Annotated in this window: 18 protein-coding genes and 1 pseudogene; 10 read left to right on the forward strand and 9 right to left on the reverse strand. The window is 63.5% G+C overall.

The genetic code is table 11. The annotated features are described in order from the left end of the window. Together phnH and phnG are read right to left on the reverse strand one after the other, a co-directional pair. The gene (gene phnH / locus JG747_RS09185; protein WP_064980921.1) at nucleotides 1-612 is read right to left on the reverse strand and encodes a phosphonate C-P lyase system protein PhnH; all 612 of its coding nucleotides are present in this window, start codon (nucleotides 610-612) and stop codon (nucleotides 1-3) included. Continuing rightward, the gene (phnG, locus tag JG747_RS09190) at nucleotides 612-1,073 is read right to left on the reverse strand and encodes a phosphonate C-P lyase system protein PhnG (protein ID WP_019861270.1); all 462 of its coding nucleotides are present in this window, start codon (nucleotides 1,071-1,073) and stop codon (nucleotides 612-614) included. Before phnG ends, phnH begins: the two co-directional genes overlap by 1 nt. 121 nt (nucleotides 1,074-1,194) lie before the next feature. On the opposite strand from phnG, the gene phnF reads away from it, so the two are divergent. Next, complete coding sequence (gene phnF / locus JG747_RS09195; RefSeq protein WP_064980919.1) at nucleotides 1,195-1,944, forward strand: phosphonate metabolism transcriptional regulator PhnF; 750 nt, start codon at nucleotides 1,195-1,197, stop codon at nucleotides 1,942-1,944. 15 nt (nucleotides 1,945-1,959) lie between these two features. Here phnF and JG747_RS09200 read toward each other — a convergent pair whose 3' ends face one another. From JG747_RS09200 to JG747_RS09225, 6 genes are all read right to left on the reverse strand, one after another. Then, nucleotides 1,960-2,976, reverse strand: coding sequence for a zinc-binding alcohol dehydrogenase family protein (locus JG747_RS09200; RefSeq protein ID WP_019861268.1), 1,017 nt, complete (start codon nucleotides 2,974-2,976; stop codon nucleotides 1,960-1,962). 64 nt (nucleotides 2,977-3,040) lie between these two features. After that, nucleotides 3,041-4,009 (reverse strand): ABC transporter permease, encoded by a 969-nt coding sequence (locus JG747_RS09205; protein WP_019861267.1) that lies wholly within the window; start codon nucleotides 4,007-4,009, stop codon nucleotides 3,041-3,043. Continuing rightward, entirely contained in the window at nucleotides 4,006-5,559 is a 1,554-nt protein-coding gene (locus JG747_RS09210) for a sugar ABC transporter ATP-binding protein (protein ID WP_202361643.1), read from the reverse strand. The genes JG747_RS09205 and JG747_RS09210 overlap by 4 nt, the downstream gene beginning before the upstream one ends. 157 nt (nucleotides 5,560-5,716) lie before the next feature. Continuing rightward, the gene (locus tag JG747_RS09215) at nucleotides 5,717-6,712 is read right to left on the reverse strand and encodes an ABC transporter substrate-binding protein (RefSeq protein ID WP_019861265.1); all 996 of its coding nucleotides are present in this window, start codon (nucleotides 6,710-6,712) and stop codon (nucleotides 5,717-5,719) included. Nucleotides 6,713-7,042: 330 nt separating this feature from the next. Then, nucleotides 7,043-8,041, reverse strand: coding sequence for an aldo/keto reductase (locus JG747_RS09220; RefSeq protein WP_202361644.1), 999 nt, complete (start codon nucleotides 8,039-8,041; stop codon nucleotides 7,043-7,045). A 62-nt stretch (nucleotides 8,042-8,103) separates the two neighbouring features. Then, a complete protein-coding gene (locus tag JG747_RS09225; RefSeq protein ID WP_064980915.1) occupies nucleotides 8,104-9,609 on the reverse strand; it encodes a UxaA family hydrolase in 1,506 nt (501 codons plus the stop codon). 253 nt (nucleotides 9,610-9,862) lie between these two features. Between JG747_RS09225 and JG747_RS09230 the strand changes: the two genes are divergently transcribed. The 6 genes and pseudogenes from JG747_RS09230 (at nucleotide 9,863) to gndA (ending at nucleotide 15,707) form a co-directional block, all read left to right on the forward strand. After that, nucleotides 9,863-10,765, forward strand: coding sequence for a GntR family transcriptional regulator (locus JG747_RS09230; RefSeq protein WP_019861262.1), 903 nt, complete (start codon nucleotides 9,863-9,865; stop codon nucleotides 10,763-10,765). Between the two features lie 122 nt (nucleotides 10,766-10,887). Further along, nucleotides 10,888-11,244 (forward strand): DUF2946 family protein, encoded by a 357-nt coding sequence (locus tag JG747_RS09235; protein WP_038653373.1) that lies wholly within the window; start codon nucleotides 10,888-10,890, stop codon nucleotides 11,242-11,244. 97 nt (nucleotides 11,245-11,341) lie between these two features. After that, nucleotides 11,342-11,881 carry a copper chaperone PCu(A)C gene (locus tag JG747_RS09240; protein WP_202361645.1) on the forward strand — a complete coding sequence of 180 codons (540 nt, stop codon included), beginning with the start codon at nucleotides 11,342-11,344 and terminating at the stop codon, nucleotides 11,879-11,881. Between the two features lie 25 nt (nucleotides 11,882-11,906). After that, nucleotides 11,907-12,424 (forward strand): annotated as a pseudogene (locus JG747_RS09245) (YcnI family copper-binding membrane protein). A gap of 55 nt (nucleotides 12,425-12,479) precedes the next feature. Continuing rightward, nucleotides 12,480-14,114: a copper resistance CopC/CopD family protein gene (locus JG747_RS09250; RefSeq protein ID WP_244748357.1), complete on the forward strand. Its 1,635-nt coding sequence runs from the start codon at nucleotides 12,480-12,482 to the stop codon at nucleotides 14,112-14,114. Between the two features lie 165 nt (nucleotides 14,115-14,279). Continuing rightward, nucleotides 14,280-15,707 (forward strand): NADP-dependent phosphogluconate dehydrogenase, encoded by a 1,428-nt coding sequence (gndA, locus tag JG747_RS09255; protein WP_019861257.1) that lies wholly within the window; start codon nucleotides 14,280-14,282, stop codon nucleotides 15,705-15,707. Between the two features lie 51 nt (nucleotides 15,708-15,758). Here gndA and JG747_RS09260 read toward each other — a convergent pair whose 3' ends face one another. Further along, complete coding sequence (locus JG747_RS09260; RefSeq protein WP_038649755.1) at nucleotides 15,759-16,811, reverse strand: LacI family transcriptional regulator; 1,053 nt, start codon at nucleotides 16,809-16,811, stop codon at nucleotides 15,759-15,761. Between the two features lie 407 nt (nucleotides 16,812-17,218). Between JG747_RS09260 and JG747_RS09265 the strand changes: the two genes are divergently transcribed. The 3 genes from JG747_RS09265 to JG747_RS09275 all read left to right on the forward strand — a co-directional run bounded on the left by JG747_RS09265 (nucleotide 17,219) and on the right by JG747_RS09275 (nucleotide 20,366). Beyond that, nucleotides 17,219-18,457: an ABC transporter substrate-binding protein gene (locus tag JG747_RS09265; RefSeq protein ID WP_069093162.1), complete on the forward strand. Its 1,239-nt coding sequence runs from the start codon at nucleotides 17,219-17,221 to the stop codon at nucleotides 18,455-18,457. 87 nt (nucleotides 18,458-18,544) lie between these two features. After that, nucleotides 18,545-19,438, forward strand: coding sequence for a carbohydrate ABC transporter permease (locus JG747_RS09270; RefSeq protein WP_027047408.1), 894 nt, complete (start codon nucleotides 18,545-18,547; stop codon nucleotides 19,436-19,438). Beyond that, nucleotides 19,431-20,366 carry a carbohydrate ABC transporter permease gene (locus tag JG747_RS09275; protein WP_069093161.1) on the forward strand — a complete coding sequence of 312 codons (936 nt, stop codon included), beginning with the start codon at nucleotides 19,431-19,433 and terminating at the stop codon, nucleotides 20,364-20,366. The genes JG747_RS09270 and JG747_RS09275 overlap by 8 nt, the downstream gene beginning before the upstream one ends.

Genomic DNA, 20,366 nt, shown 5'->3' on the forward strand with positions numbered 1-20,366 from the left:
CTATGCCTCCATCGTCTTGATGCGCGTGGTGCGCGGCAGGCAGGCTATGCCTTCAGCGGTGGCGAGGATGATGTCGACGCCGCGCGGAAAGCGCTGGATATTCTGCTTCCATTGCTCGATGAAATGACGCGGCATCTGCGCCGGCGCGATCGTGGCGCTGGTTTCGATGCCAGGCCCTTCCAGCAGCAGCGGAGTGCCTGAGGTGAGGTCGCTGACCTGCAGGATCAGGGTGGTCGACCGGTCGGGATAGTCCTGCGTTCCCTGCGCAAAGCCGTCGAGCGCCATCATCTCGGCCGGCGTGGCGACAAAGGCGAAATGCGCGTCGGCAGGCGTGTTGGCGAGCGGCGCGCCGGTGTGGAAGCCAAGCCAGGAACCGATCGCGGCGGAGACGTGCAAGGCGGGGTCGAGCCAGAGCGGCGTGTCGTTGTCGCATAGCGCCAGTGCCACGGCGCCGGCAGTTGCCGAGAGCGGCGCCGGCGGGCGGGCCAGGGCCGGCAAAGGCTGCACGCTGCCCGGCCGCGCCATCGCGTCCATGACCGCGCGAAACACCGTCTGGGCGTTGAACACCGGATCGGCAAAGCCGCCCTCGATCGATTGCGCTGCGATATCCATCAGTCTTCTCCGCGAACCATGGTGAAGAAATCCACCTTCGTTGCCGCCGTCTCGGCACGGCGTTTTTCCTGGGCAGTGGCGAGCGCCGACCTCAAAGGCCCGATCAGCCTGGTCTCGACCTCGGTCCGGCGGGCAGGGTCCTGCCAGAGCGCGTCGGCGATTGCCGCGAGCTTCGCCTTCTGCTTGTCGCGGCCAAGCGCGTAGCAATGGCCGACCTGTCCGGACGGCAGCCTGACGGTGGCGCGGGTGACGGTCGCCTCGCCGACATTAAACGGCGCGCCGCCGCCGCCGATGCGGCCGCGCAGCGTCACCAGCCCGGTCTCGGGGCCGCGCAGCAGCTCGGCCTGCGAAGGCAGGCCAGCTTCGTTCCAGAGCCGGACGATGTCGTCGCCACTCGATTGCGCCAGCGTCGCCATGGCGGCCTTGCGCTCGGCCTGGTCGCGGGCTTCCTGTCCTCGCATCGGCAGTATTCCTCTTTGCTAAATTTGTCTATTGATATAGACAACTATACAAATTATACATATTACCTAACGCGAGTCCATGACGGGTGGATGACAGGGGATAGATGGCCGGGGGCAATTCATGATCGGGCGACAGGAAGCCGACAGTATCGAGCGGCGCAGCGGCGTCTCGCTGTGGCGGCAGATCGCCGACAGGATCCTGCAGGCGATCGCCACCGGCGATTTCGCCGAGAATGCCGCGCTGCCGCCGGAGGTGGCGTTGGCCGAGCGTTATGGCGTCAACCGTCACACGGTGCGCAGCGCCATATCCGCACTTGTGCAGGAAGGAGTGCTGCGGGCAGAGCAGGGGCGTGGCACCTTCGTGCTGTCGCGCAAGCGACTGTCCTATCCGATCGGCGCGCGCACACGCTTTTCAACAGGCCTGCAAGGGCAGACCTCGGAACGCCACATCGTGCTGCTTTCCTCATCGGTCGAGCCGGCCAGTCAGCGTGTCGCCGAGGGTCTTGGACTGGCCAGGGCGACCGAGGTGATCAGATTGGAGACACGCGGTGAAGCCGATGGACGGCCTGTGTCACGCGCTGCCGGCTGGTTCGATGCCAGGCGCTTTGCCGGCATCGACAAGGCGATGGCAGAGACTGGCTCGATCACCGCATCGCTGGCCCGCTTCGGCATAGACGATTATCTCAGGCAGTCGACCGTGCTGTCGGCGCGCCATGCCGATGCGGCCGATCTCGCCGACCTCGACCTTCAGCCAGGCGCCATCGTGCTGGTCACGGTGGCCGTCAACATCACGCCGGACGGCCGACCGATCCAGTTTTCGGAGTCGCGCTTTCCGGCGGAACGGGTGGAACTGAAGCTGTCGGCGCTGTGAGCCGGATTCTGCCGACTATCCGACCTCGATCACCGCTTTGATCAGGCCGGATTTCTCGTGCGCCCAGCGGGCGAGATCGCCCGGCGTATCGGCAAGCGTGGTGCGGTGGGTGACGAGCTTGGCCAGGGGCACGGCGCCGTTGCCGATCGAGGCCGCGACATGATCGAAATCGGCACGCAAGGCATTGCGGCTGCCGACCAGCGTCATTTCGCGTTTGTGGAATTCCGGATCGGAGAAGACGATGTCGTCCTTGACGACGCTGACGAGCACCAGTGTGCCGCCATGCGCGACATGGGCGAAGGCCGACTGCACCGACCGGGTGTTGCCGGTGGCGTCGAAGACCACGTCGAAGCCTTCGCCTGATGTCGCTTCCTTGACCAGGTCCGGCACCGCTCCGCGCGAGCCGTCGAGGATACTGAAACCAAGTTCGTTTTCGGCGAAAGCGAGGCGTTCACTGCTCATGTCGAGCAGCGTCACGTCGAGCCCGGCGATGCGGGCGAAGATGGCGTTGCCGAGCCCGATCGGGCCGGCGCCGATGACCAGCGCGCGGGCGCCGGGATCGGCGCGGGCGCGACGTACGGCGTGCGCGCCGATGGCCAGGAATTCGACGGCGGCTGCGTCGGCCAGCGACAGGCCATTGGCCGGATAGAGATTCTGCGCCGGGACAAGAATGCGTTCGCACATCGCGCCGTCGCGATGGACGCCGAGCACCTCGATCTTGACGCAGCAATTCGGCTTGCCATGCCGGCAGGCGATGCACTTGCCGCAGGAGAGGTAGGGGTTGATGACGACCGGTTCGCCAATGGCAAGGTCGACGCCCTCGCCAGTCTCGATGACGGTGCCGGAGACTTCATGGCCCATGATGCGGGGGTAGGCGAGGAACGGGTGCTTGCCCTCGAAAATGTGGTAGTCAGTGCCGCAGATGCCGACATGGCTGACCGCGACCAGTGCCCAGCCGGCAGGGGGGGCACCGGGCGCGGGGCGATCTTCCAGGACGAGCTCCCCGGGCGAGCGGCAGATAACGGCTTTCATGTTTCAGTCCAGTTGGGTTTCCGACCCGTCTTCATGCCGGGCCGGAGATCGATTTCAGCAGTGGTCACTTGCCGCCGCGGCGGCGCAGACCGTCGAAATAGACGATGACGATGATCAGCACGCCGGTGATGATGCGCTGCCAGAAGGCGTTGACGTTGAGCAAGTTGGCGCCGTTGTTGATGGTGGCGAGAATGAAGGCGCCGAGCAGCGGGCCGTGCACCGAGCCGACCGCGCCGAACAGCGAAGTGCCGCCGATGACCGAGGACGCGATCGCCTGCAGTTCCCAGCCCTCGGCCTGGGTCGGGTTGCCGATGCCGATGCGCGAGGCCAGGAGCACGCCGACAAAGGCCGCGCACAGGCCCGACAGCGTGTAGGCCATGTAGATGGTGCGCTGGACATTGACGCCGGAGAGGCGCGACGCCTCGGCGTTGGAGCCGACCGAGAAGAGATAGCGGCCCCAGCGGCTGTGATGCAGGAAGATGTAGGCCGGGATGCCGACCAGGATCACCATCCAGAACAGATTGGGCACGCCGAGGAAGGAGTTGCGCGAGAATTCCTGGAAGGCATCATTGTTGATGGAGATCGAGTTGCCGTTGGTCATCAGAAGGCCGATGCCGCGCAGCGAGGTCAGCGTCGCCAGCGTGATGATGAAGGGCGGCAGGCCCATCTTGACGATGCCGAAGCCGTGGAACAGGCCGATGGCAACGCCGACCAGCAGCGTGATCAGGATGGCAAGGAAGACGGGTATGCCGGCATTGATCAGCATCGCCGCAATGACGGTGGCGAAGCCGACCACCGCACCGACGGACAGATCGATGCCGCCGGTGATGATGACGAAGGTCTGGCCGACCGCCAGGATGGCGATCATCGAACCCTGACGCAGAAGGTTCGAAATGTTGTTGGCCGAGGCGAAGCTCGATGTCGACAGCGACAGGATGACCCAGAGCAGCACCAGCAGCGCCAGCAGCGTCAGCCCGAACAGGGCGTTGTAATTGCGCTTGGGTTTTTCGGCAGGAATCGCCTCGGTGCTCATATCTTTCCTCCCAGCTTTTCTTGTTTCTCGGCGAGCGCCTGTGTGAGAATTTCCTCGTGATCGGCGGTGCGGAATCCGTGTGTCGCCACCAGCTTGCCGCGGCGGAACACATGCAGCGTGTCGGCCAGCTCATAGACTTCCGGCAGATAGGACGAGATCAGGATGATGCCGGCGCCCTTCGACAAGAGCGCGCCGAACAGCCGGTAGATCTCGGCCTTGGTGCCGACATCGACGCCGACTGTCGGCTCGTCGAAGATGAACAGCTTGGCGCCATGCGCCAGCCATTTGCCGATGACGATCTTCTGCTGATTGCCGCCCGACAGGCTGGAGGCCAGCGCGTGGCGTGTCGGCGTCTTGATGCGGAGATCGGCGATCTGGCGGTCGGCCTGGGTCTTCTCCTGCGCGCCGGAGATCAACATGTTTTTGGAGATGCGCTTGTAGATCGGCAGGTTGAGATTGAGGCCGACCGGCAAATTGAGGCAAAGGCCCTGGTCGCGGCGGCTTTCCGGCGCCAGCGCCATGCCGAGCTTGATCGCGTCATGCTCCGAATTGACCTGGACCGGCTTGCCTTCCCACAGGATCTGGCCGGCCGATTTGCGATGGCGGCCGTAGAGCGTGGTGACGAATTCGCTGCGCCCGGCGCCGATCAGCCCGTAGAGCCCGACGATCTCGCCGGCGCGGACCGTCATCGAGACATTTTCGAAGCCCTTGCCCGACAGGTTCCTGGTTTCCACGATCGCGACACCCGGCGTGAAGTGCTCCTTGTGATAGACCTGCTCGATCGAGCGGTTGATCATCAGCTTGACCAGTTCGGCATCGTTGGTCTCGGCGATGTTTCTGGTGCCGACCAGCGTGCCGTCGCGCAGCACGGAGACGCGATCGGCGAGCTCGAAGACTTCCTCCATGCGGTGGCTGATGTAGATGATGGTCACGCCCTCGGACTTCAGGCGGCGGATCAGGGTGAAGAGCTGGTCGGCCTCCTTGCGGGTGAGGTAGGCGGTCGGCTCGTCGAAGATCAGGAATTTGGTACCACGCACGGTGGCGCGGGCGGCGGCGATCAGCTGCTGCTGGCCGATGGTGAGGTCGCCGAGCACGACATGCGCCGGCAGATCGAAGCCAAGATCGTCGATGATCTTCTGCGCTTCCTTGACCATGGCGCGCTGCTGCAGGATGCCGAAGCGCGAATTCTCCTCGCCGAGGAACATGTTGGCGGCAACCGTCAAATGCCGGCAAAGCACGACTTCCTGGTGCACGGCGTTGATGCCGAGCGCCATCGCCTCATGCGGGGTCGCCAGCGCCGCCGGCTTGCCTTCCCAGATGACATCGCCGGAGGTACGCGGCATGACGCCGGTCAGAAGCTTGATCAGAGTGGATTTGCCGGCACCGTTCTCGCCGACGATGGCGTGGATTTCGCCCGACTTGAAGGCCAGCGTCACCGGCTTCAGCGCATGGGTGCCCGGATATTTCTTCTCGAGGCCACGCAGTTCGAGGATCGTCCTGCCGGGCTCGAGCACAGGGGCGGGGTGCAGCTCTTGCGCCGTCGATGTCATGACAATCCTCCTCCCAGATTGGCCTCACGATTTGGCATGCGGCGAGGCTTTGAAATGCCATCCAGAGCAACCTAGCCCAGGCTGGCGGATTTCCAAGCGATATGACTGTCGTTTCCGGGGCGCGAGGCCCCGGAAACTGTGCGGTTGCGCCTAAGGCTCAGTTGAGCTTCGGGTTGAGCAGCGCGTCGATCTTGGGTTCTTTCATATTCGCCTTGGTGACGAGGTTGGCGCCGGTGTCGACATTGGCCTCGACCTTCTCGCCCTTCGAGGCGGCGAGCGCGGTCTTGATGCCGTCATAGCCCATCCGGTAGGGGTCCTGGACGACGAGGCCGGAAATGACGCCGTCATTCAGGAACTTGATCAGCTTCTCGTCGCTGTCGAAGCCGATCAGGCCGACCTTGCCGGCAAGCTTGTTCTCGGCGATCGCCTGGCCGACGCCCTGCGCCATGATCAGGTTGGAGGCGAAGATGCCCTTCAGATCCGGATTGGCGGTGATCAGGTCGGTCGCGATGTTGAGGCCGGTGGTGGCCTGACCGTCGGCATATTTGTCGGCGATCAGTTCGAGGCCGGGATACTTGGCCTTGAGCTGTTCCTTGAAGCCCTGGGCGCGCTGCTCGAGCGAGCCGGCGCCAGGGAGTGCGGTGATGAGGGCAACCTTGCCTTCGACCTTGCCGCCATTGGCCGCACCGATGGCTGCTGCAAGACCGTCCGCGGCGACGCGGCCGCCCTGGACGTTGTCGGTGGTCAGGAACGAGGTGAAGGCCTTGGAGTCGGCGCCGGAGTCGATGCCGATGACCTTGACCTTGGCCGCTGCCTCGTCGATCGGCTTGCCGAGCGCCTTGGCTTCGGTCGGCGCGATGACGACGGCGGCCGGGTTGCCGGCGACGGCGTTCTCGAGGATGGAGATCTGGCCGTTGACGTCGGTTTCAGCCTGGGCGCCGAGTTCCGGCACGTTGACGCCGAGATCCTTGCCGGCCTTGCGGGCGCCGGCGAGCACGATCTGCCAGTAGAAGGACGTGGTGTCCTTGACGATGATCGGAATAGTCACATCCGCCGCCGAAACCGGCGCCGAGTGCATGACGCCGGCGAGCATCGACGCTGCTGCCAGGGCCATGACGGCGCGGCGGTTGAGAATGCTGGTCACGAATTTCATAGGATTCCTCCCTAAGTCGCCCGGTGAACGTTACGGAAGCTCCGTTCGGATAGGCGTGGCCCAAACAGAACTTTATCAATAAAAAACATTTACGCTGTTTTGATAGTGCATCGATCTGGACGATGCAAGCGGTGTTTCGCACCTGATTCCCATGTCAGGCACGGACACATTCACGCGCCGCTCCTCCCTGGACGCAGCCGAACGCTCCCGTTTAGTGAATACATGGAATATTAATTCCATGTATTAGTCAATATGGAACATTCATTCTTTCCGCGGAGTCGCGCGTTTGTGAAGTCGAGCCTCTCCCGTCAAGGCTGGTGGACGCCGGTTTCACGCCAGGCTCTGCACCACCGTGTAGGGACGATATTTGGCGTATTCCGCCCCTGGCACGTCGGTGTCGAGCAGTTCGAGGTTGCGTGTCAGGTTTGCCAGTTTGGCGGTGCCGGTCAGCACGGTGGCGACCGTCGGCTCGTGCAGGGGAAACTGAAAGGCAGCAGCGGCCAGCGGGTAACCGCCTTCGCCGGCGATCTTTTCCATGGCGTCGACCCGATCGAGTATATCGCGGCCGGCGGGCTGGTAATCGAAATGCGCTCCTTGCACCGGCCCGGTCGCCAATATGCCGGAGTTGAACACGCCGCCGATCACCAGCGATGTCTGCTGCTCCCGGCACAGCGGCAGCAGTTCGGCTTCGGCGCTGCGGTCGAGCAAGGAATAGCGGCTGGCGAGCAGGATGCAGTCGAGTGGGGCCTGGCGCATCACGTCGAGGCAGATCTGGACTTCGTTGACGCCGAGACCGTAGGCGGAAATCGTGCCGGCCCGCTTCAACTCCTCGAGCGCCTTAAGCCCGCCATCCATCAACTGGCGAAAGTGCAGCTTGTTCTTCTCGACGCCATGCGTGTAGGCGCCAATGTCGTGCACATACAGGATATCGATCTTGTTCAGCCCAAGCCGCGCATAGCTGAAGTCGACCGACCGCATGATGCCGTCATAGGAATAATCGTAGTCGAGCGCGAAGGGCAGCGGATCGACATAGGAGTGATCGGGCACCTGGTCTTCAGGCACCGGGCGGAACAGGCGTCCGACCTTGGTGGACAGCACGTAGGAATCACGCGGCTTGTAGCGCAGGAAATCGCCAAAGCGCCGTTCCGAAAGGCCGAAACCATAGAAGGGCGCGGTGTCGAAATAGCGCAAGCCCGCGTCCCAGGCGCCTTGCAGCGTTTCCATCGCCGCCTCGCGTGGACAGGCGCGGTACAGGCCGCCGATCGCGGCGCCGCCGAAGCTGACTTCGGTGACCTCGAGCGCCGTCTTGCCGATGCGGCGTTTTTTCATGCAAACCCTCCCCGTTGCCGGCCGTTGTCCAGCCCGGCAGTTCTACCACATTTCAGTTGAATTCAGAGCGTCGCGCCGAGATGCCAGGGCACGAACTCGTTGTCGCCATAGCCGAAATCCTCGCTCTTGGTCTTGCGGCCGGAAGCCGTCTCGACGATGAGTTCGAAGATCTCGCGGCCCATGCCGGCGATGGTCTTTTCGCCCGAGGCGATGACGCCGCAATTGACGTCCATGTCCTCTTCCATCTGGTTATACATGGTCGAGTTGGTGGCGATCTTGATCGACGGTGTCGGCCGGCAGCCGAAGCAGGAACCGCGGCCGGTGGTGAAGACGATGACATTGGCCCCGCCAGCGACCTGGCCGGTGGCCGAGACCGGGTCGTAGCCGGGCGTGTCCATGAACACCAGTCCGTTGCCGGTGACCTTCTCGGCATAGCCGAACACACCATTGAGCGGCGTCTGTCCGCCCTTGGCGACCGCGCCCAGCGACTTTTCCAGGATGGTGGTGAGGCCGCCGCGCTTGTTTCCAGGCGAGGGGTTGTTGTCGATCGAGGCGCCATGCTTGGCGACGTGATCTTCCCACCATTTGACATATCCATCGAGCTTCTTGGCGATCTCGGGCGTCGCGGCGCGGTAGGCGAGCAGATGCTCGGCGCCGTAGATTTCCGTGGTCTCGGAGAGGATGCCGATGCCGCCGACGCCGGCCAGAATGTCAACGGCCGCCCCCAGAGCCGGATTGGCGGTGATGCCCGACATGCCGTCGGAGCCGCCGCATTGCAGGCCGACGACGATCTCGCTGACCGGGATCGGCTCGCGCTTCAACTGACCGACTTCCTCGGCGATCTCGGCTAGCACGCCCATCGCCTTTTCCACCGATTTGCGCGATCCGCCGGCGTCCTGGATGTTGAAATGGCGTTTTCCGGCGGCGGCGCCCTTCTGGCCATAGAGGGTGAGCTGGTTGACCTCGCATCCCAGGCCGACCATCAGCACGCCGCCGAAATTCGGGTGGCGGGCATAGCCGGCAAGCGTGCGGTGCAGCACCATCATGCCGTCGCCAGTGCCGCTCATGCCGCAGCCCTGACCGTGGACGATCGGCACGAAACCGTCGATGCCGGGATATTTCGGCAGCAAGGTCCGGTTGGCGGTGTCGGCGATGGAATGGCAGACCGTGGCCGAGCAATTGACGCTGGCGATGATGCCGATGAAGTTGCGCGTGCCGGCGCGGCCATCGGCGCGGCGATACCCCATGAAGGTGCGGGCGCGGTCGGCCGTTGTCGCGTGCTCGGCCTCGCTCGGCGGCACCACCGGCAGGCGGCCGGCCTCGAACACCAGATTGTGCGAATGGACATGCTCGCCCGGTGCGATGTCCTGTGTGGCGCGGCCGATCGCCTGGGCGTATTTGACCACGGCTTCACCGGCGGCAATCGGCTTGATCGCCACCTTGTGGCCGGGCTCGATAACGGCGGTGGCAAGCGCGCCGCCCGGCAGGGCCGTGCCGATCTCGATGCGGCCATTGGCAACGGCGACATTGTCGGCGGAGGACAGAAGAATGGTGTTCGAGACGTTCACGGGCGGTTTCCTGGGTGATCCTGGGATGCGCGGATTGACACGCGCTTGTTAAGAGTTAATGTCTTTTATCGTGAAAAAACAGTTTTGCGTCAATTGTTTTTTCGCAGGCGCTCCGCACGCCTCTGGCTAGCGGCGGTGCTGCAAACAATGGACCGTGCCCTGGTGAAAGCAATTCCTGCTTTCCAGGGTCATGGGAACGTCATATTGCGCTTCAAGCCGGCCGCCGCAAGCGCTGGCATGAATGGGTCAGGGGATGTCCAAGAGCAACAACGTCTACAAGGACGCCTATAACAGGTGCCTCCGGCTGCTCGACGAAACGCGCAGCCTGCCGTCGGAACCGGAACTGGGCACGCTGCTCGGCGTCAGCCGCACGACCGTGCGCAGCATCCTGGCGCGCATGGAGGAAACCGGCCTGATCGCCTGGAACAAGCGTGCCAAGACGGTGCTGCGCGATCCGCGACCCGACGATTTTTTCCCTGAGGAAGAGACAGACACACTGGCCGAGATCATCGAGCGGTCGTTCATGCGGCGCCTGCTCGCCGGCGGCGCCGAGGCCGGCATGCAGATCAACGAGCTTGAACTGGCGCGCGAGATTGGTGTCGGCACCACCAGCGTGCGCGAGTTCCTGATCCGCTTCTCGCGCTTCGGCCTGATCGAGAAGCGCCGCAACAGCCATTGGGTGCTGAAGGGTTTTACGCGGGCTTTCGCGCTCGAACTGACCGAGATCCGCGAGATGTTCGAACTGCGTTCGGCGGCTGCCTTCGCCGCCCTGCCGCAGGACAGCCCGGTCTGGGCCGATCTCGACCGCCTGGAGGACGAACATCGCCTGCTGGCACAAGAGATCGCCACGCGCTTCAACGCGTTTTCCGAGCTGGACGAGCGCTTCCACCGGCTCATCCACCGGGCCTCGCACAACCGTTTCATCGTCGATTTCTACGACGTCATCGCCATGATCTTCCATTACCACTACCAGTGGAACAAGGCGCAGGAGCGCGAGCGCAACGAAGTCGCGGTCGGCGAGCACCTTGCCTATATCGAGGCGCTCAAATCGCGCGACCTCGGCAAGGTCGACGCCGCCTGCCGCAAGCACCTGAAGTCGGCGCGCCAGACGCTTTTGACCTCCATCCCCGAAAGCCGGTCCTTGCAGAAATCCTGATCGCGCCGCGTTGCCGCAGCATCGAATTGGCGATTTTCGACCTGCCGCTGCCATGATAGGTATCCTTCCAGGAGTTGCTTGAAGAGGCAGATGGCTTGAACCGCCGGGGCAAACGCTGGAGCTTGCCGACCGCGCTTGTCGCGGCCTGCCTGCTGCTGCTCCAGTCGACGCTCGGCGCCTTCGCTTTCGCTACCGGGCCGAATGCCGCGCAACTCGACGCCTTCGGCAATGTCATCTGTACCCGCGACGGTGCCACCCAGCTTCCCGGCGGTGACCAGCACCCATCGCATCTGCCGGCCTGCTGCACGCTTGGCTGCAGCATGTTTTCATCCGCGTTTGCGCCGCCGCCCGACGCCGGGCTGGCCGTGGCCAGCCTTTCGTTTGAAGCGGTCGCCTTCGTTTTTCCGGCGAGCATTTACCTCGGCTTCGCGCGTGAACGCTCGCCGTCGAACCCGCGCGCGCCGCCGCTGGCGGCCTGAGCTTGCTCGCCCAGCGGAACCTTTCGTGGGCGCACCCATCCAACGACCAAACAGCTCGCGACCGGTGACGGCGCGATCATCACTTCATGGAGCAACCATGTCCCATTTTTCCGATATAGCGGCGGGCACTCTGTTCAGCCGCATTCTGTCCCACGTCCAGGAGCGTCTCGGCACTGCCGTGCTTGCTTTGGCGATCATGCTCGCCGGCGCTCAATCCGTCCTGGCGCATGAGTTCAAGGTCGGCGATATCGAGATCGGCCACCCCTGGTCACGCGCCACGCCGGCCGGCGCCAAGGTGGCCGGCGGCTATTTTACCATTACAAACAAAGGCAGCGCGCCGGACCGGCTGCTGTCGATTTCCTCCGATATCTCCGAAAAGGCCGAGCTGCATGAGATGGGCGTCAAGGACGGCGTCATGACCATGCGGCCCGTTGTCGGCGGCCTGGAGATTCCAGCCGGCGGCAAGGTCGTTTTGGGTCCCGGCAGCTATCACGTGATGTTCATGGATTTGAAGCAGCCACCCAAGCAAGGCGAGATGTTCGCCGCCACGCTGACCTTCGAAAAGGCCGGGACGGTGACGATCAAATTCGCCGTGCAGGCCATGGGCAGCGCGGCGCCTCAAGAAGACAACGACTGAACTGGCCATAGTACCGAGGGGCATCATGAACAAGTATCTTTTGTCGGCGGCAGCACTTCTGGTGCTGGGGACAAATGCCGCCTTCGCGCACATCACGCTCGAAACCCAGGAGGCGGCGGTCGGCTCGACTTACAAGGCAGTGCTGCGGGTGCCGCATGGTTGCGACGGCAAAGCGACGACGCCGTGCGGGTGCAGATTCCGGAAGGGGTGATCGCAGTGAAGCCGATGCCGAAACCCGGCTGGACGCTGCAGACCAAGAAGGGCAAATATGAAAAATCCTATCAGCTCTATGGCCAGGCGGTGACCGACGGCGTCAAGGAAGTCGACTGGAGCGGCGGCAATCTGCCGGATGAATTCTACGACGAGTTCGTCTTTCGGGCCATGCTGACGGCGGACCTGCCCGTCGGCCAAAAGCTCTATTTCCCGGTGGTCCAGGAATGCGGCGATGCCGTCGACCGCTGGATCGAGATCCCGGCGGCGGGGCAAGATGAAGACACGCTGGAGACCCCGGCGCCCGGCATCAAGCTCACACCGAAGAAATAGGTTCTCCCTTGGCGCGCTCTGCTTGCCGGAGCGCGCCGCATCCTCGTGGCATGGCATGACCGCAATACCCTCTCGGATGGTCGATACCAACAGCAAGCGCGTCGGCCGGATTGCCGGCGGGCTGTTGGGCTTGCTCATGGCGCTTGTCGTCATAACCTCGACCAGTCAGGCTTTTGCCCATGCCGCGCTGATCAAGACCGACCCGGCCGACGGTGCCGTGCTGGCCCAGACGCCAACCCAGTTCTCGCTGACCTTCAGCGAACCGGTTTCGCCCTTGGTGCTGACGCTGGTGAAGCCGGACGGCACTCCGGTTGCGCTGACATCCTTCCGCCTCACCGACCAGACGCTCGAGATCGACAATCCGCAAGCGCTCAAATCCGGCACGCATGTGCTGAGCTGGCGCGTCATTTCCGCCGACGGCCATCCGGTCGGCGGCTCGCTGCTGTTTTCCATCGGTGCGCCGACCGAGCCGCCCGTCGTGTCCGAAGCCGTCGACTGGCCGTCGCGGTCGGCGATCTGGATCGGCAAGGTCTTTCTTTACATCGGTCTTTTCCTCGGTGTCGGCGGCGCCTTCGCCCTTGCCTGGCTGGCCGGTGAGGGACGTGCCGGTCAGCGTTTTGTCACGGCCGCGATCCTGTGCGGCCTGGTGGCGGCACCCCTGTCGCTCGGCTTTCAGGGGCTCGACGCGCTCGGAGCGCCGCTCTCCCATCTGGCACAGCCGGTGATCTGGCGGACCGGGCTGGGCACCTCCTTCGGCTGGACGGTGCTGGCCGCCCTGACCGCGCTGGGGCTCGGTTTGCTGTCGCTGGCCGGACCGCGTGTGCTCGCCAGGCCATTGGCGCTCGCCGGCCTGGCTGGCGTCGGCGTCGCGCTTGCCGCCAGCGGCCACGCCAGCGCGGCCGAACCGCAATGGCTGACGCGGCCGCTGGTGTTCGTGCACGGTATCGGCATTGCCTTCTGGGCCGGCGCGCTGATGCCGCTAGGTCTCGCGCTGAAGCGCCAGACGGCTGGCGCCGTCGCCTTCCTGCGCCGCTTCTCCTGCGCGATCCTGCCTGTGGTGGCCGTGCTTGCCGCGGCCGGCATCGTGCTTGCCGTCATCCAGGTGCAGACGCCCTCGGCGCTGGCCGGCACCGCCTATGGCCGGCTGCTGCTGGTCAAGCTGGCGCTGCTGGTCTTCCTGTTCACGTTGGCCGCGGTCAATCGCTGGAAACTCACTGCTTCCGCCGAGGCGGGCGCCACGGAGGTGCAGCGCAGGCTCACCCGCTCGATCGGTGTTGAAATGCTGATCGTGCTGGCGATCTTCGGCGTTGCCGCGGGCTGGCGCTTCACGCCGCCGCCACGGGTCCTGGCGATCGCGGCGGCGCAGCCGGTCTCGGTCCACATCCACGCGTTGGAGGCGATGGCCGATCTCAGCATCACGCCAGGTCATGCCGGGCCTGTCGCCGCCTCGATGATCATCATGACCGGTGATTTCGGGCCACTCGACGCCAAGGAGGTGACGCTGGTGCTGTCGAAGCCCGATTCAGGCATCGAGCCGCTGAAGCGCGCGGCGACCAAGCCCGGCGACGGCAGCTGGCGTGTCGACAACCTCGTCATTCCGGTTCCCGGGCGCTGGACGGTGCGCATCGACATCCTGGTCTCGGATTTCAAGATGGTGAAGATCGAAGCGCCTGTGGACGTCCGGCCCTAACCGACAGATGGGATCGTTGTCGAACGGCTTGCATTGTGCAACTGCAACACAATTCGGCGAGGCGGTTGACGCGGCCCGAAAGGCCCGTCAATCATCCCGGGAAGAACGGGCATCCGGCAAAATCGCGGGCTCCAACCAACAAGATCCGAAAGCAGGGAAGAAACGATGGAAAAAGCCGAAATCGGCCTGATCGGCCTTGGTACGATGGGCTCCAACCTGGCGCTGAACATCGCCGAGCACGGGCACCGCATCGCCGTCTTCAACCGCACAAGGGCACGCACCGACGCCTTCGTCGAGAATGCCGGCGCGCTGAAGGACATGGTTGTGCCCTGCTACAGTCTGGAAGAACTTGCCGCCGCGATCCGGCCGCCGCGCCCGATCATCATCATGGTGCTGGCCGGCAAGCCGGTGGATGAACAGATCGAAGCCTTGCGCGGCGTGCTGTCCAACAACGACATCGTCATCGATGCCGGCAACGCCAATTTTCGCGATACGATGCGGCGCTTCTCCGAACTGTCCGGCTCGGGCCTGACCTTCATCGGCATGGGCGTGTCCGGCGGCGAGGAGGGCGCGCGCCACGGCCCGTCGATCATGGTCGGCGGCACGGAAGATAGCTGGAAGCGTGTCGAGAAGGTGCTGACCGCCATCTCCGCAAAGTTCAAGGACGAGCCCTGTGCCGCCTGGCTCGGCACCGATGGCGCCGGCCACTTCGTCAAGACCATCCACAACGGCATCGAATATGCCGACATGCAGATGATCGCCGAGATCTACGGCATCTTGCGTGATGGCCTCGGCATGGGGCCGAAGGACATCGGCACGGTGTTCTCCAACTGGAACAAGGGCCGGCTCAACTCCTACCTGATCGAGATCACCGCCAAGGTGCTTGCCGCCGACGATCCCAAGACCGGCAAGCCGGTTGTCGACATCATCCTCGACCGGGCAGGCCAGAAGGGCACCGGCAAATGGTCGGTCATCGAGGCGCAGCAACTCGGCATTCCGGCGACCGCGATCGAGGCGGCCGTGGCGGCCCGTGTTCTGTCGTCGATCAAGGACGAGCGGCTGGCGGCGGAACAGGCCTATGGCGCTATCGGCGTGTCGAAGATTTCCGGCGACAAGGATGCGCTGCTGAAAGATCTCGAACTGGCGCTTTTCGCCGGCAAGATCGCGGCTTACGCTCAGGGTTTCGCGGTGATGAGCGGCGCCTCGAAGGAGTTCAACTGGAACCTGCCGATGCCGACCATCGCCAGGATCTGGCGCGCCGGCTGTATCATCCGCTCGCAGATGCTGGATACGATGGCCGAGGCCTTCAGCAGCGGCGGCGCTTCGACCAATCTTTTGATGGCGCCGGCTTTCATCAGCTTGATGCAGGAAGCGCATCCGTCGCTGCGGCGCATCGTGGCGAGGGCTTCCGAGGCCGGCGCGCCGGTGCCGGCGCTGTCTTCGGCACTTGCCTATTTCGACAGCTATCGCCAGGGCCGCGGCACCTCGAACCTGATCCAGGCGCAGCGTGACTTCTTCGGCGCGCATGGCTTCGAACGCATCGGCGAGCAGGGTGCCTTCCACGGTCCGTGGGGCAGCGGCGCGGCGGGTTAGAGCAATTCCAGGAAAAGTGTGAGCGGTTTTCCGTCTGGAATTGCGTCTAGCTCAGTCGTCAGCGCGCTGGTAGGCCAGAACCTCGCCCGGCACGCTGAGACTTTGCAGCGAGCCGGGTGCGGCGCCGCCGATCCAGCCGAGCACGGAGCGGGCGAGCTCCGAGCCCGCCAGCCGGAAGTTCTCGTTGACGATCAGCAGTTCGGGCCTGAACAGATGCAAAAGGTCCGATGATTGCTTGGAGACGATGTCGACGTCGCGGCCAAGCTTGAGGCCGGCATCCTCGATGCCGGCGACGAGCGCAAGCGTGGCGGCGGCGGCGCTGCTGACAAAGCCGTCCGGCCTGATGTCGCGGCGCATCAGTTGCGCGGTCCTCGTCCGGATCTGCTCGATCGAATGGTCGATCGATACGGTACTGAACGGGATCTCGCTGGCGCCGACCTCGCTCAGCGCATCGGCAAAGCCGTTGACCGTATGGCCGTAATAGGTCAGGCCGACGGGTGGCGTCAGCAAGGCGAGCTTGCGGCGTCCCATGCTCGCAAGGCGCCGTACGGCTTCGACCGCGAAGGCATGATTGTCGAAATCATGATAGGGGTGGACCAGCCCCATATCGGTGCGGCCATGCGTGGCAAAGGGAATGCCATGCTCCAGCATATAGCGGGCCCTGGCATCGTTCGGCTGCGTGCGTGAAATGATGACGCCGTCGGCGGAACCGGTCTCGACCAGGTAGCGTATCGGGTCGAGTGGATCCTGCGAGCGCGAATAGGGCGTGACGATCAGGTGGTAGGGCGTGTCGGCAATGACTTCCGAGACGCCATAGATGATGTCTGAGACGAAGCTCATGATCTCGCGGTCGGTGTTGAGCACGAGGCTGATGACATTGGTCTTGCCGGTTCTGAGCCTGACGCCGGCGCGGTTCGGGCGGTAGCCGATCTGCTTGGCGACGAGCTGGACGCGGCGCCTGGTTTCGGCGCCGATCTCAGGGGCATCCTTCAAGGCGCGCGACACGGTGGTGACGCCGAGCCCGGTCATGAAGGCAAGCGTCTTCAGCGTTGGCCGCTCTTGCGCCGACGCTTCCTCGTTCTTTTCCGTATGCCGTCTGTCCATTCGTCCCGCCCGTCAGGCGCATAGCAGCCGCAGGCCGGGTCGGCAATCGCCGTGATTGGCGGCGTCGCATGATTTCAAGCCCGGCAATCCGTCAATATACTGAAACGTTACAGATTGCCAATCGCACTGCGCTGGCGGGCGAATTCGCAGGACGACATGGAGTCGCGAATTCCCTTGAGAATCCAGAGCGAAACGCCGTCCCGGCGACGCTCTATGCCGGCTTTCATGGACCTTTTCTTATTTTGCACTGCAATTGCTCATATTGCGGCGCACAACGGCAAGGCCGGTCGATAGATTTTATTCGCGACTCGAAAAAATATCGAACGGTCTCCACGCCTGGGGTTGCGCCATCCACGCAATTGCCGTATCGAAAATCTGTAACGTTTCAGATTCTGGGAGGAACCGAAATGCGATACAAACTTTTGACCGCTGCCCTTGCGGCCACGGCCGCGCTGCAGTTCGCCGGCCCGGCCACCGCGACGGACCTGGAAGTCACTCATTGGTGGACTTCCGGCGGCGAGGCGGCGGCGGTCGCGGAACTCGCCAAGGCATTCGACGCCACCGGCAATCACTGGGTCGACGGCGCCATTGCCGGCTCCGGCGGCACGGCACGGCCGATCATGATCAGCCGGATCACCGGCGGCGACCCGATGGGCGCCACCCAGTTCAATCACGGCCGGCAAGCGGAAGAGCTGGTGCAGGCCGGCCTGATGCGCGACCTGACCGATGTCGCCACCAAGGGCAAGTGGACAGAGGTCGTGCGGCCCAAGAGCCTGCTCGACAGCTGCACCATCGGCGGCAAGATTTATTGCGTGCCAGTCAACATCCACTCCTGGCAGTGGCTGTGGCTCTCGAACGACGCCTTCCAGAAGGCTGGCGTGCCGGTGCCAAAGGACTGGAATGAGTATGTGGCCGCCGCCCCGGCGCTCGAGAAGGCAGGCATCGTCCCGCTGGCGGTGGGCGGGCAAGCCTGGCAGTCGTCCGGCGCCTTCGACGTGCTGCTTGCAGCGGTTGGCGGCACCGACACCTTCCTCAAGGTCTACAAGGACAAGGACGCCAAGTTCGCGGCCGGTCCTGAAGTCGCCAAGGTGTTCAAGGCGGCCGACGATGCGCGCAAGATGGCCAAGAGCACCAATGTGCAGGACTGGAACCAGGCCACCAACATGGTCATCACCGGCAAGGCCGGCGGCCAGATCATGGGTGACTGGGCGCAGGGCGAGTTCCAGGTTGCCGGCAAGACCGCCGGCAAGGACTATACCTGTCTTCCCGGCCTTGGCCTGAACGAGGTCATCGCCACGGGTGGTGATGCCTTCTATTTTCCGGTGCTCAAGGATGCCGACAAGTCCAAGGCGCAGGAAGTCCTGGCCGAAACCTTGCTCGATCCCAAGACCCAGGTCGCCTTCAATCTCAAGAAGGGCTCGCTGCCGGTGCGTGGCGACGTCGACCTTAACGCTGCCAATGACTGCATGAAGAAGGGGCTCGCCATCCTGGCCAAGGGCGCCGTCATCCCATGGACCGATCAGCTGCTTTCGCAAGACAGCCAAAAGCAGAAGGAGGACCTGTTCTCCGAGTTCTTCGCCAAGCCCGAGATGACCGTGGAAGAGGCGCAGAAGCGCTTCGCCGACATCATCGCCACGGCGGATTGATACCGCCGGCAAAGTCCCATTCCTCCCGGTCCGGTGAACTCCAGGCCGGGAGGGCGCGCCCTTACCCGATCCAGCATGGCTGCACCGATGAGCAAGAGCGAACGCCCCAGCCGACTGTTTCGCAATCTCAATGCGAAGGTCGCGTCGATCCCCATGATCCTCACCGCGCTGGTGGTTTTCGTCGGCGGCACGGCGTGGACGGTGCTCTATTCCTTCACCAATTCGAAGCTGTTGCCGCGGCTGAATTTCGTCGGCCTCGACCAGTATTACCGGTTGTGGGCGACCCCGCGCTGGCTGATCTCGATCGAGAACCTGCTGATCTATGGCGTGATCTCGCTGGTTTTCTCGCTGGTGATCGGTTTCATCCTCGCTGCCCTGCTCGACCAGAAGATCCGTTTCGAGGATACGTTCCGCACGATCTTTCTCTATCCCTTCGCGCTCTCCTTCATCGTCACCGGCCTTGTCTGGCAATGGCTGCTCAATCCTGACTTCGGCATCCAGGGCGTGATACGAAACCTTGGCTGGACGAGCTTCGCTTTCGATCCGCTCTACAATTCCAGCATCGTCATCTACGGCATATCGATCGCCGCGCTCTGGCAGGGCACCGGGCTGATCATGTGCCTGATGCTAGCCGGCCTGCGCGGCATAGACGAGGATATCTGGAAGGCAGCGCGGGTGGACGGGATCCCGATGTGGAAGACCTATCTGTTCATCATCATCCCGATGATGCGGCCGGTCTTCATCACCACGCTCGTCATCATCGCGTCCGGCATCGTCAAGGTCTACGACCTCGTCGTCGCCCAGACCAGCGGCGGGCCGGGCATCGCCTCCGAAGTGCCGGCAAAATATGTCTACGACTACATGTTCTTCGCCCAGAATCTCGGCCAGGGTTTCGCGGCCTCGACCATGATGCTGCTCTCGGTGATGATTGTCATCGTGCCGTGGGCTTATCTCGAATTCGGAGGCAGGAAGCGTGTCTGACCAAGCCGTCTCCTTGTCCGCGCCGTCCGGCGCCGGCCATGCCGATGCCTCGGGGCCGAGCGGACCGAAGCCGCGTCACATTTTCTCGCGCCGCAACATCTTCCTCTATGGCACGCTCATCGTGGCGGCGCTCTACTACCTCCTGCCGCTCTATGTGATGATCGTCACCTCGCTCAAGGGCATGCCGGAAATCCGCCTCGGCAACATCTTCTCGCCACCGCTCGAGATCACGTTCGAGCCCTGGGTCAAGGCGTGGTCGACGGCCTGCACCGGCCTCAATTGCGACGGACTCTCGCGCGGCTTCTGGAACTCCGTTCGTATCACCGTACCTTCGGTGATCTTGTCGATCGCGATCGCCTCCGTAAACGGCTATGCGCTGGCCAACTGGCGCTTCAAGGGCGCCGACACGTTCTTCATCATCCTGATCGTCGGTGCCTTCATCCCCTATCAGGTGATGATCTATCCGATCGTCATCATCCTGCGCGAGATCGGCCTCTATGGCAGCCTGAGCGGCCTGGTGATCGTCCATTCCATTTTCGGCATGCCGATCCTGACACTTTTGTTCCGCAACTATTTCACCTCCATGCCGGAGGAATTGTTCCGGGCGGCGCGTGTCGACGGCGCCGGTTTCTGGGGCATCTATCTGCGCATCATGCTGCCGATGTCGCTGCCGATCTTCGTCGTCGCCGTCATCCTGCAGGTGACAGGCATTTGGAACGACTTCCTGTTCGGCGTCGTCTACACGCGCCCCGACACCTATCCGATGACGGTGCAGCTCAACAACATCGTCAACTCTGTGCAGGGTGTGAAGGAATACAACGTCAATATGGCGGCGACCATCCTGACCGGGCTGGTGCCGCTCGTTATCTATTTCATTTCCGGCAGGCTTTTTGTGCGTGGCATCGCTGCCGGCGCGGTGAAAGGATGA

Source organism: Mesorhizobium sp. 131-3-5, assembly GCF_016756575.1.
In the GTDB taxonomy this organism is placed as follows: Bacteria; Pseudomonadota; Alphaproteobacteria; order Rhizobiales; family Rhizobiaceae; genus Mesorhizobium; species Mesorhizobium jarvisii.

Bases quoted from the DNA above. Each gene is read 5' to 3' on its own strand.
- JG747_RS09240 (WP_202361645.1), top strand. From the start codon at position 11,342: ATGTCCCATTTTTCCGATATAGCGGCGGGCACTCTGTTCAGCCGCATT.
- JG747_RS09260 (WP_038649755.1), bottom strand. From the start codon at position 16,811: ATGGACAGACGGCATACGGAAAAGAACGAGGAAGCGTCGGCGCAAGAG.
- JG747_RS09210 (WP_202361643.1), bottom strand. From the start codon at position 5,559: ATGACATCGACGGCGCAAGAGCTGCACCCCGCCCCTGTGCTCGAGCCC.
- JG747_RS09230 (WP_019861262.1), top strand. From the start codon at position 9,863: ATGTCCAAGAGCAACAACGTCTACAAGGACGCCTATAACAGGTGCCTC.
- gndA (WP_019861257.1), top strand. From the start codon at position 14,280: ATGGAAAAAGCCGAAATCGGCCTGATCGGCCTTGGTACGATGGGCTCC.
- phnF (WP_064980919.1), top strand. From the start codon at position 1,195: ATGATCGGGCGACAGGAAGCCGACAGTATCGAGCGGCGCAGCGGCGTC.
- JG747_RS09250 (WP_244748357.1), top strand. From the start codon at position 12,480: ATGACCGCAATACCCTCTCGGATGGTCGATACCAACAGCAAGCGCGTC.
- phnG (WP_019861270.1), bottom strand. From the start codon at position 1,073: ATGCGAGGACAGGAAGCCCGCGACCAGGCCGAGCGCAAGGCCGCCATG.
- JG747_RS09215 (WP_019861265.1), bottom strand. From the start codon at position 6,712: ATGAAATTCGTGACCAGCATTCTCAACCGCCGCGCCGTCATGGCCCTG.
- JG747_RS09220 (WP_202361644.1), bottom strand. From the start codon at position 8,041: ATGAAAAAACGCCGCATCGGCAAGACGGCGCTCGAGGTCACCGAAGTC.
- JG747_RS09200 (WP_019861268.1), bottom strand. From the start codon at position 2,976: ATGAAAGCCGTTATCTGCCGCTCGCCCGGGGAGCTCGTCCTGGAAGAT.
- JG747_RS09270 (WP_027047408.1), top strand. From the start codon at position 18,545: ATGAGCAAGAGCGAACGCCCCAGCCGACTGTTTCGCAATCTCAATGCG.
- JG747_RS09205 (WP_019861267.1), bottom strand. From the start codon at position 4,009: ATGAGCACCGAGGCGATTCCTGCCGAAAAACCCAAGCGCAATTACAAC.
- phnH (WP_064980921.1), bottom strand. From the start codon at position 612: ATGGATATCGCAGCGCAATCGATCGAGGGCGGCTTTGCCGATCCGGTG.
- JG747_RS09265 (WP_069093162.1), top strand. From the start codon at position 17,219: ATGCGATACAAACTTTTGACCGCTGCCCTTGCGGCCACGGCCGCGCTG.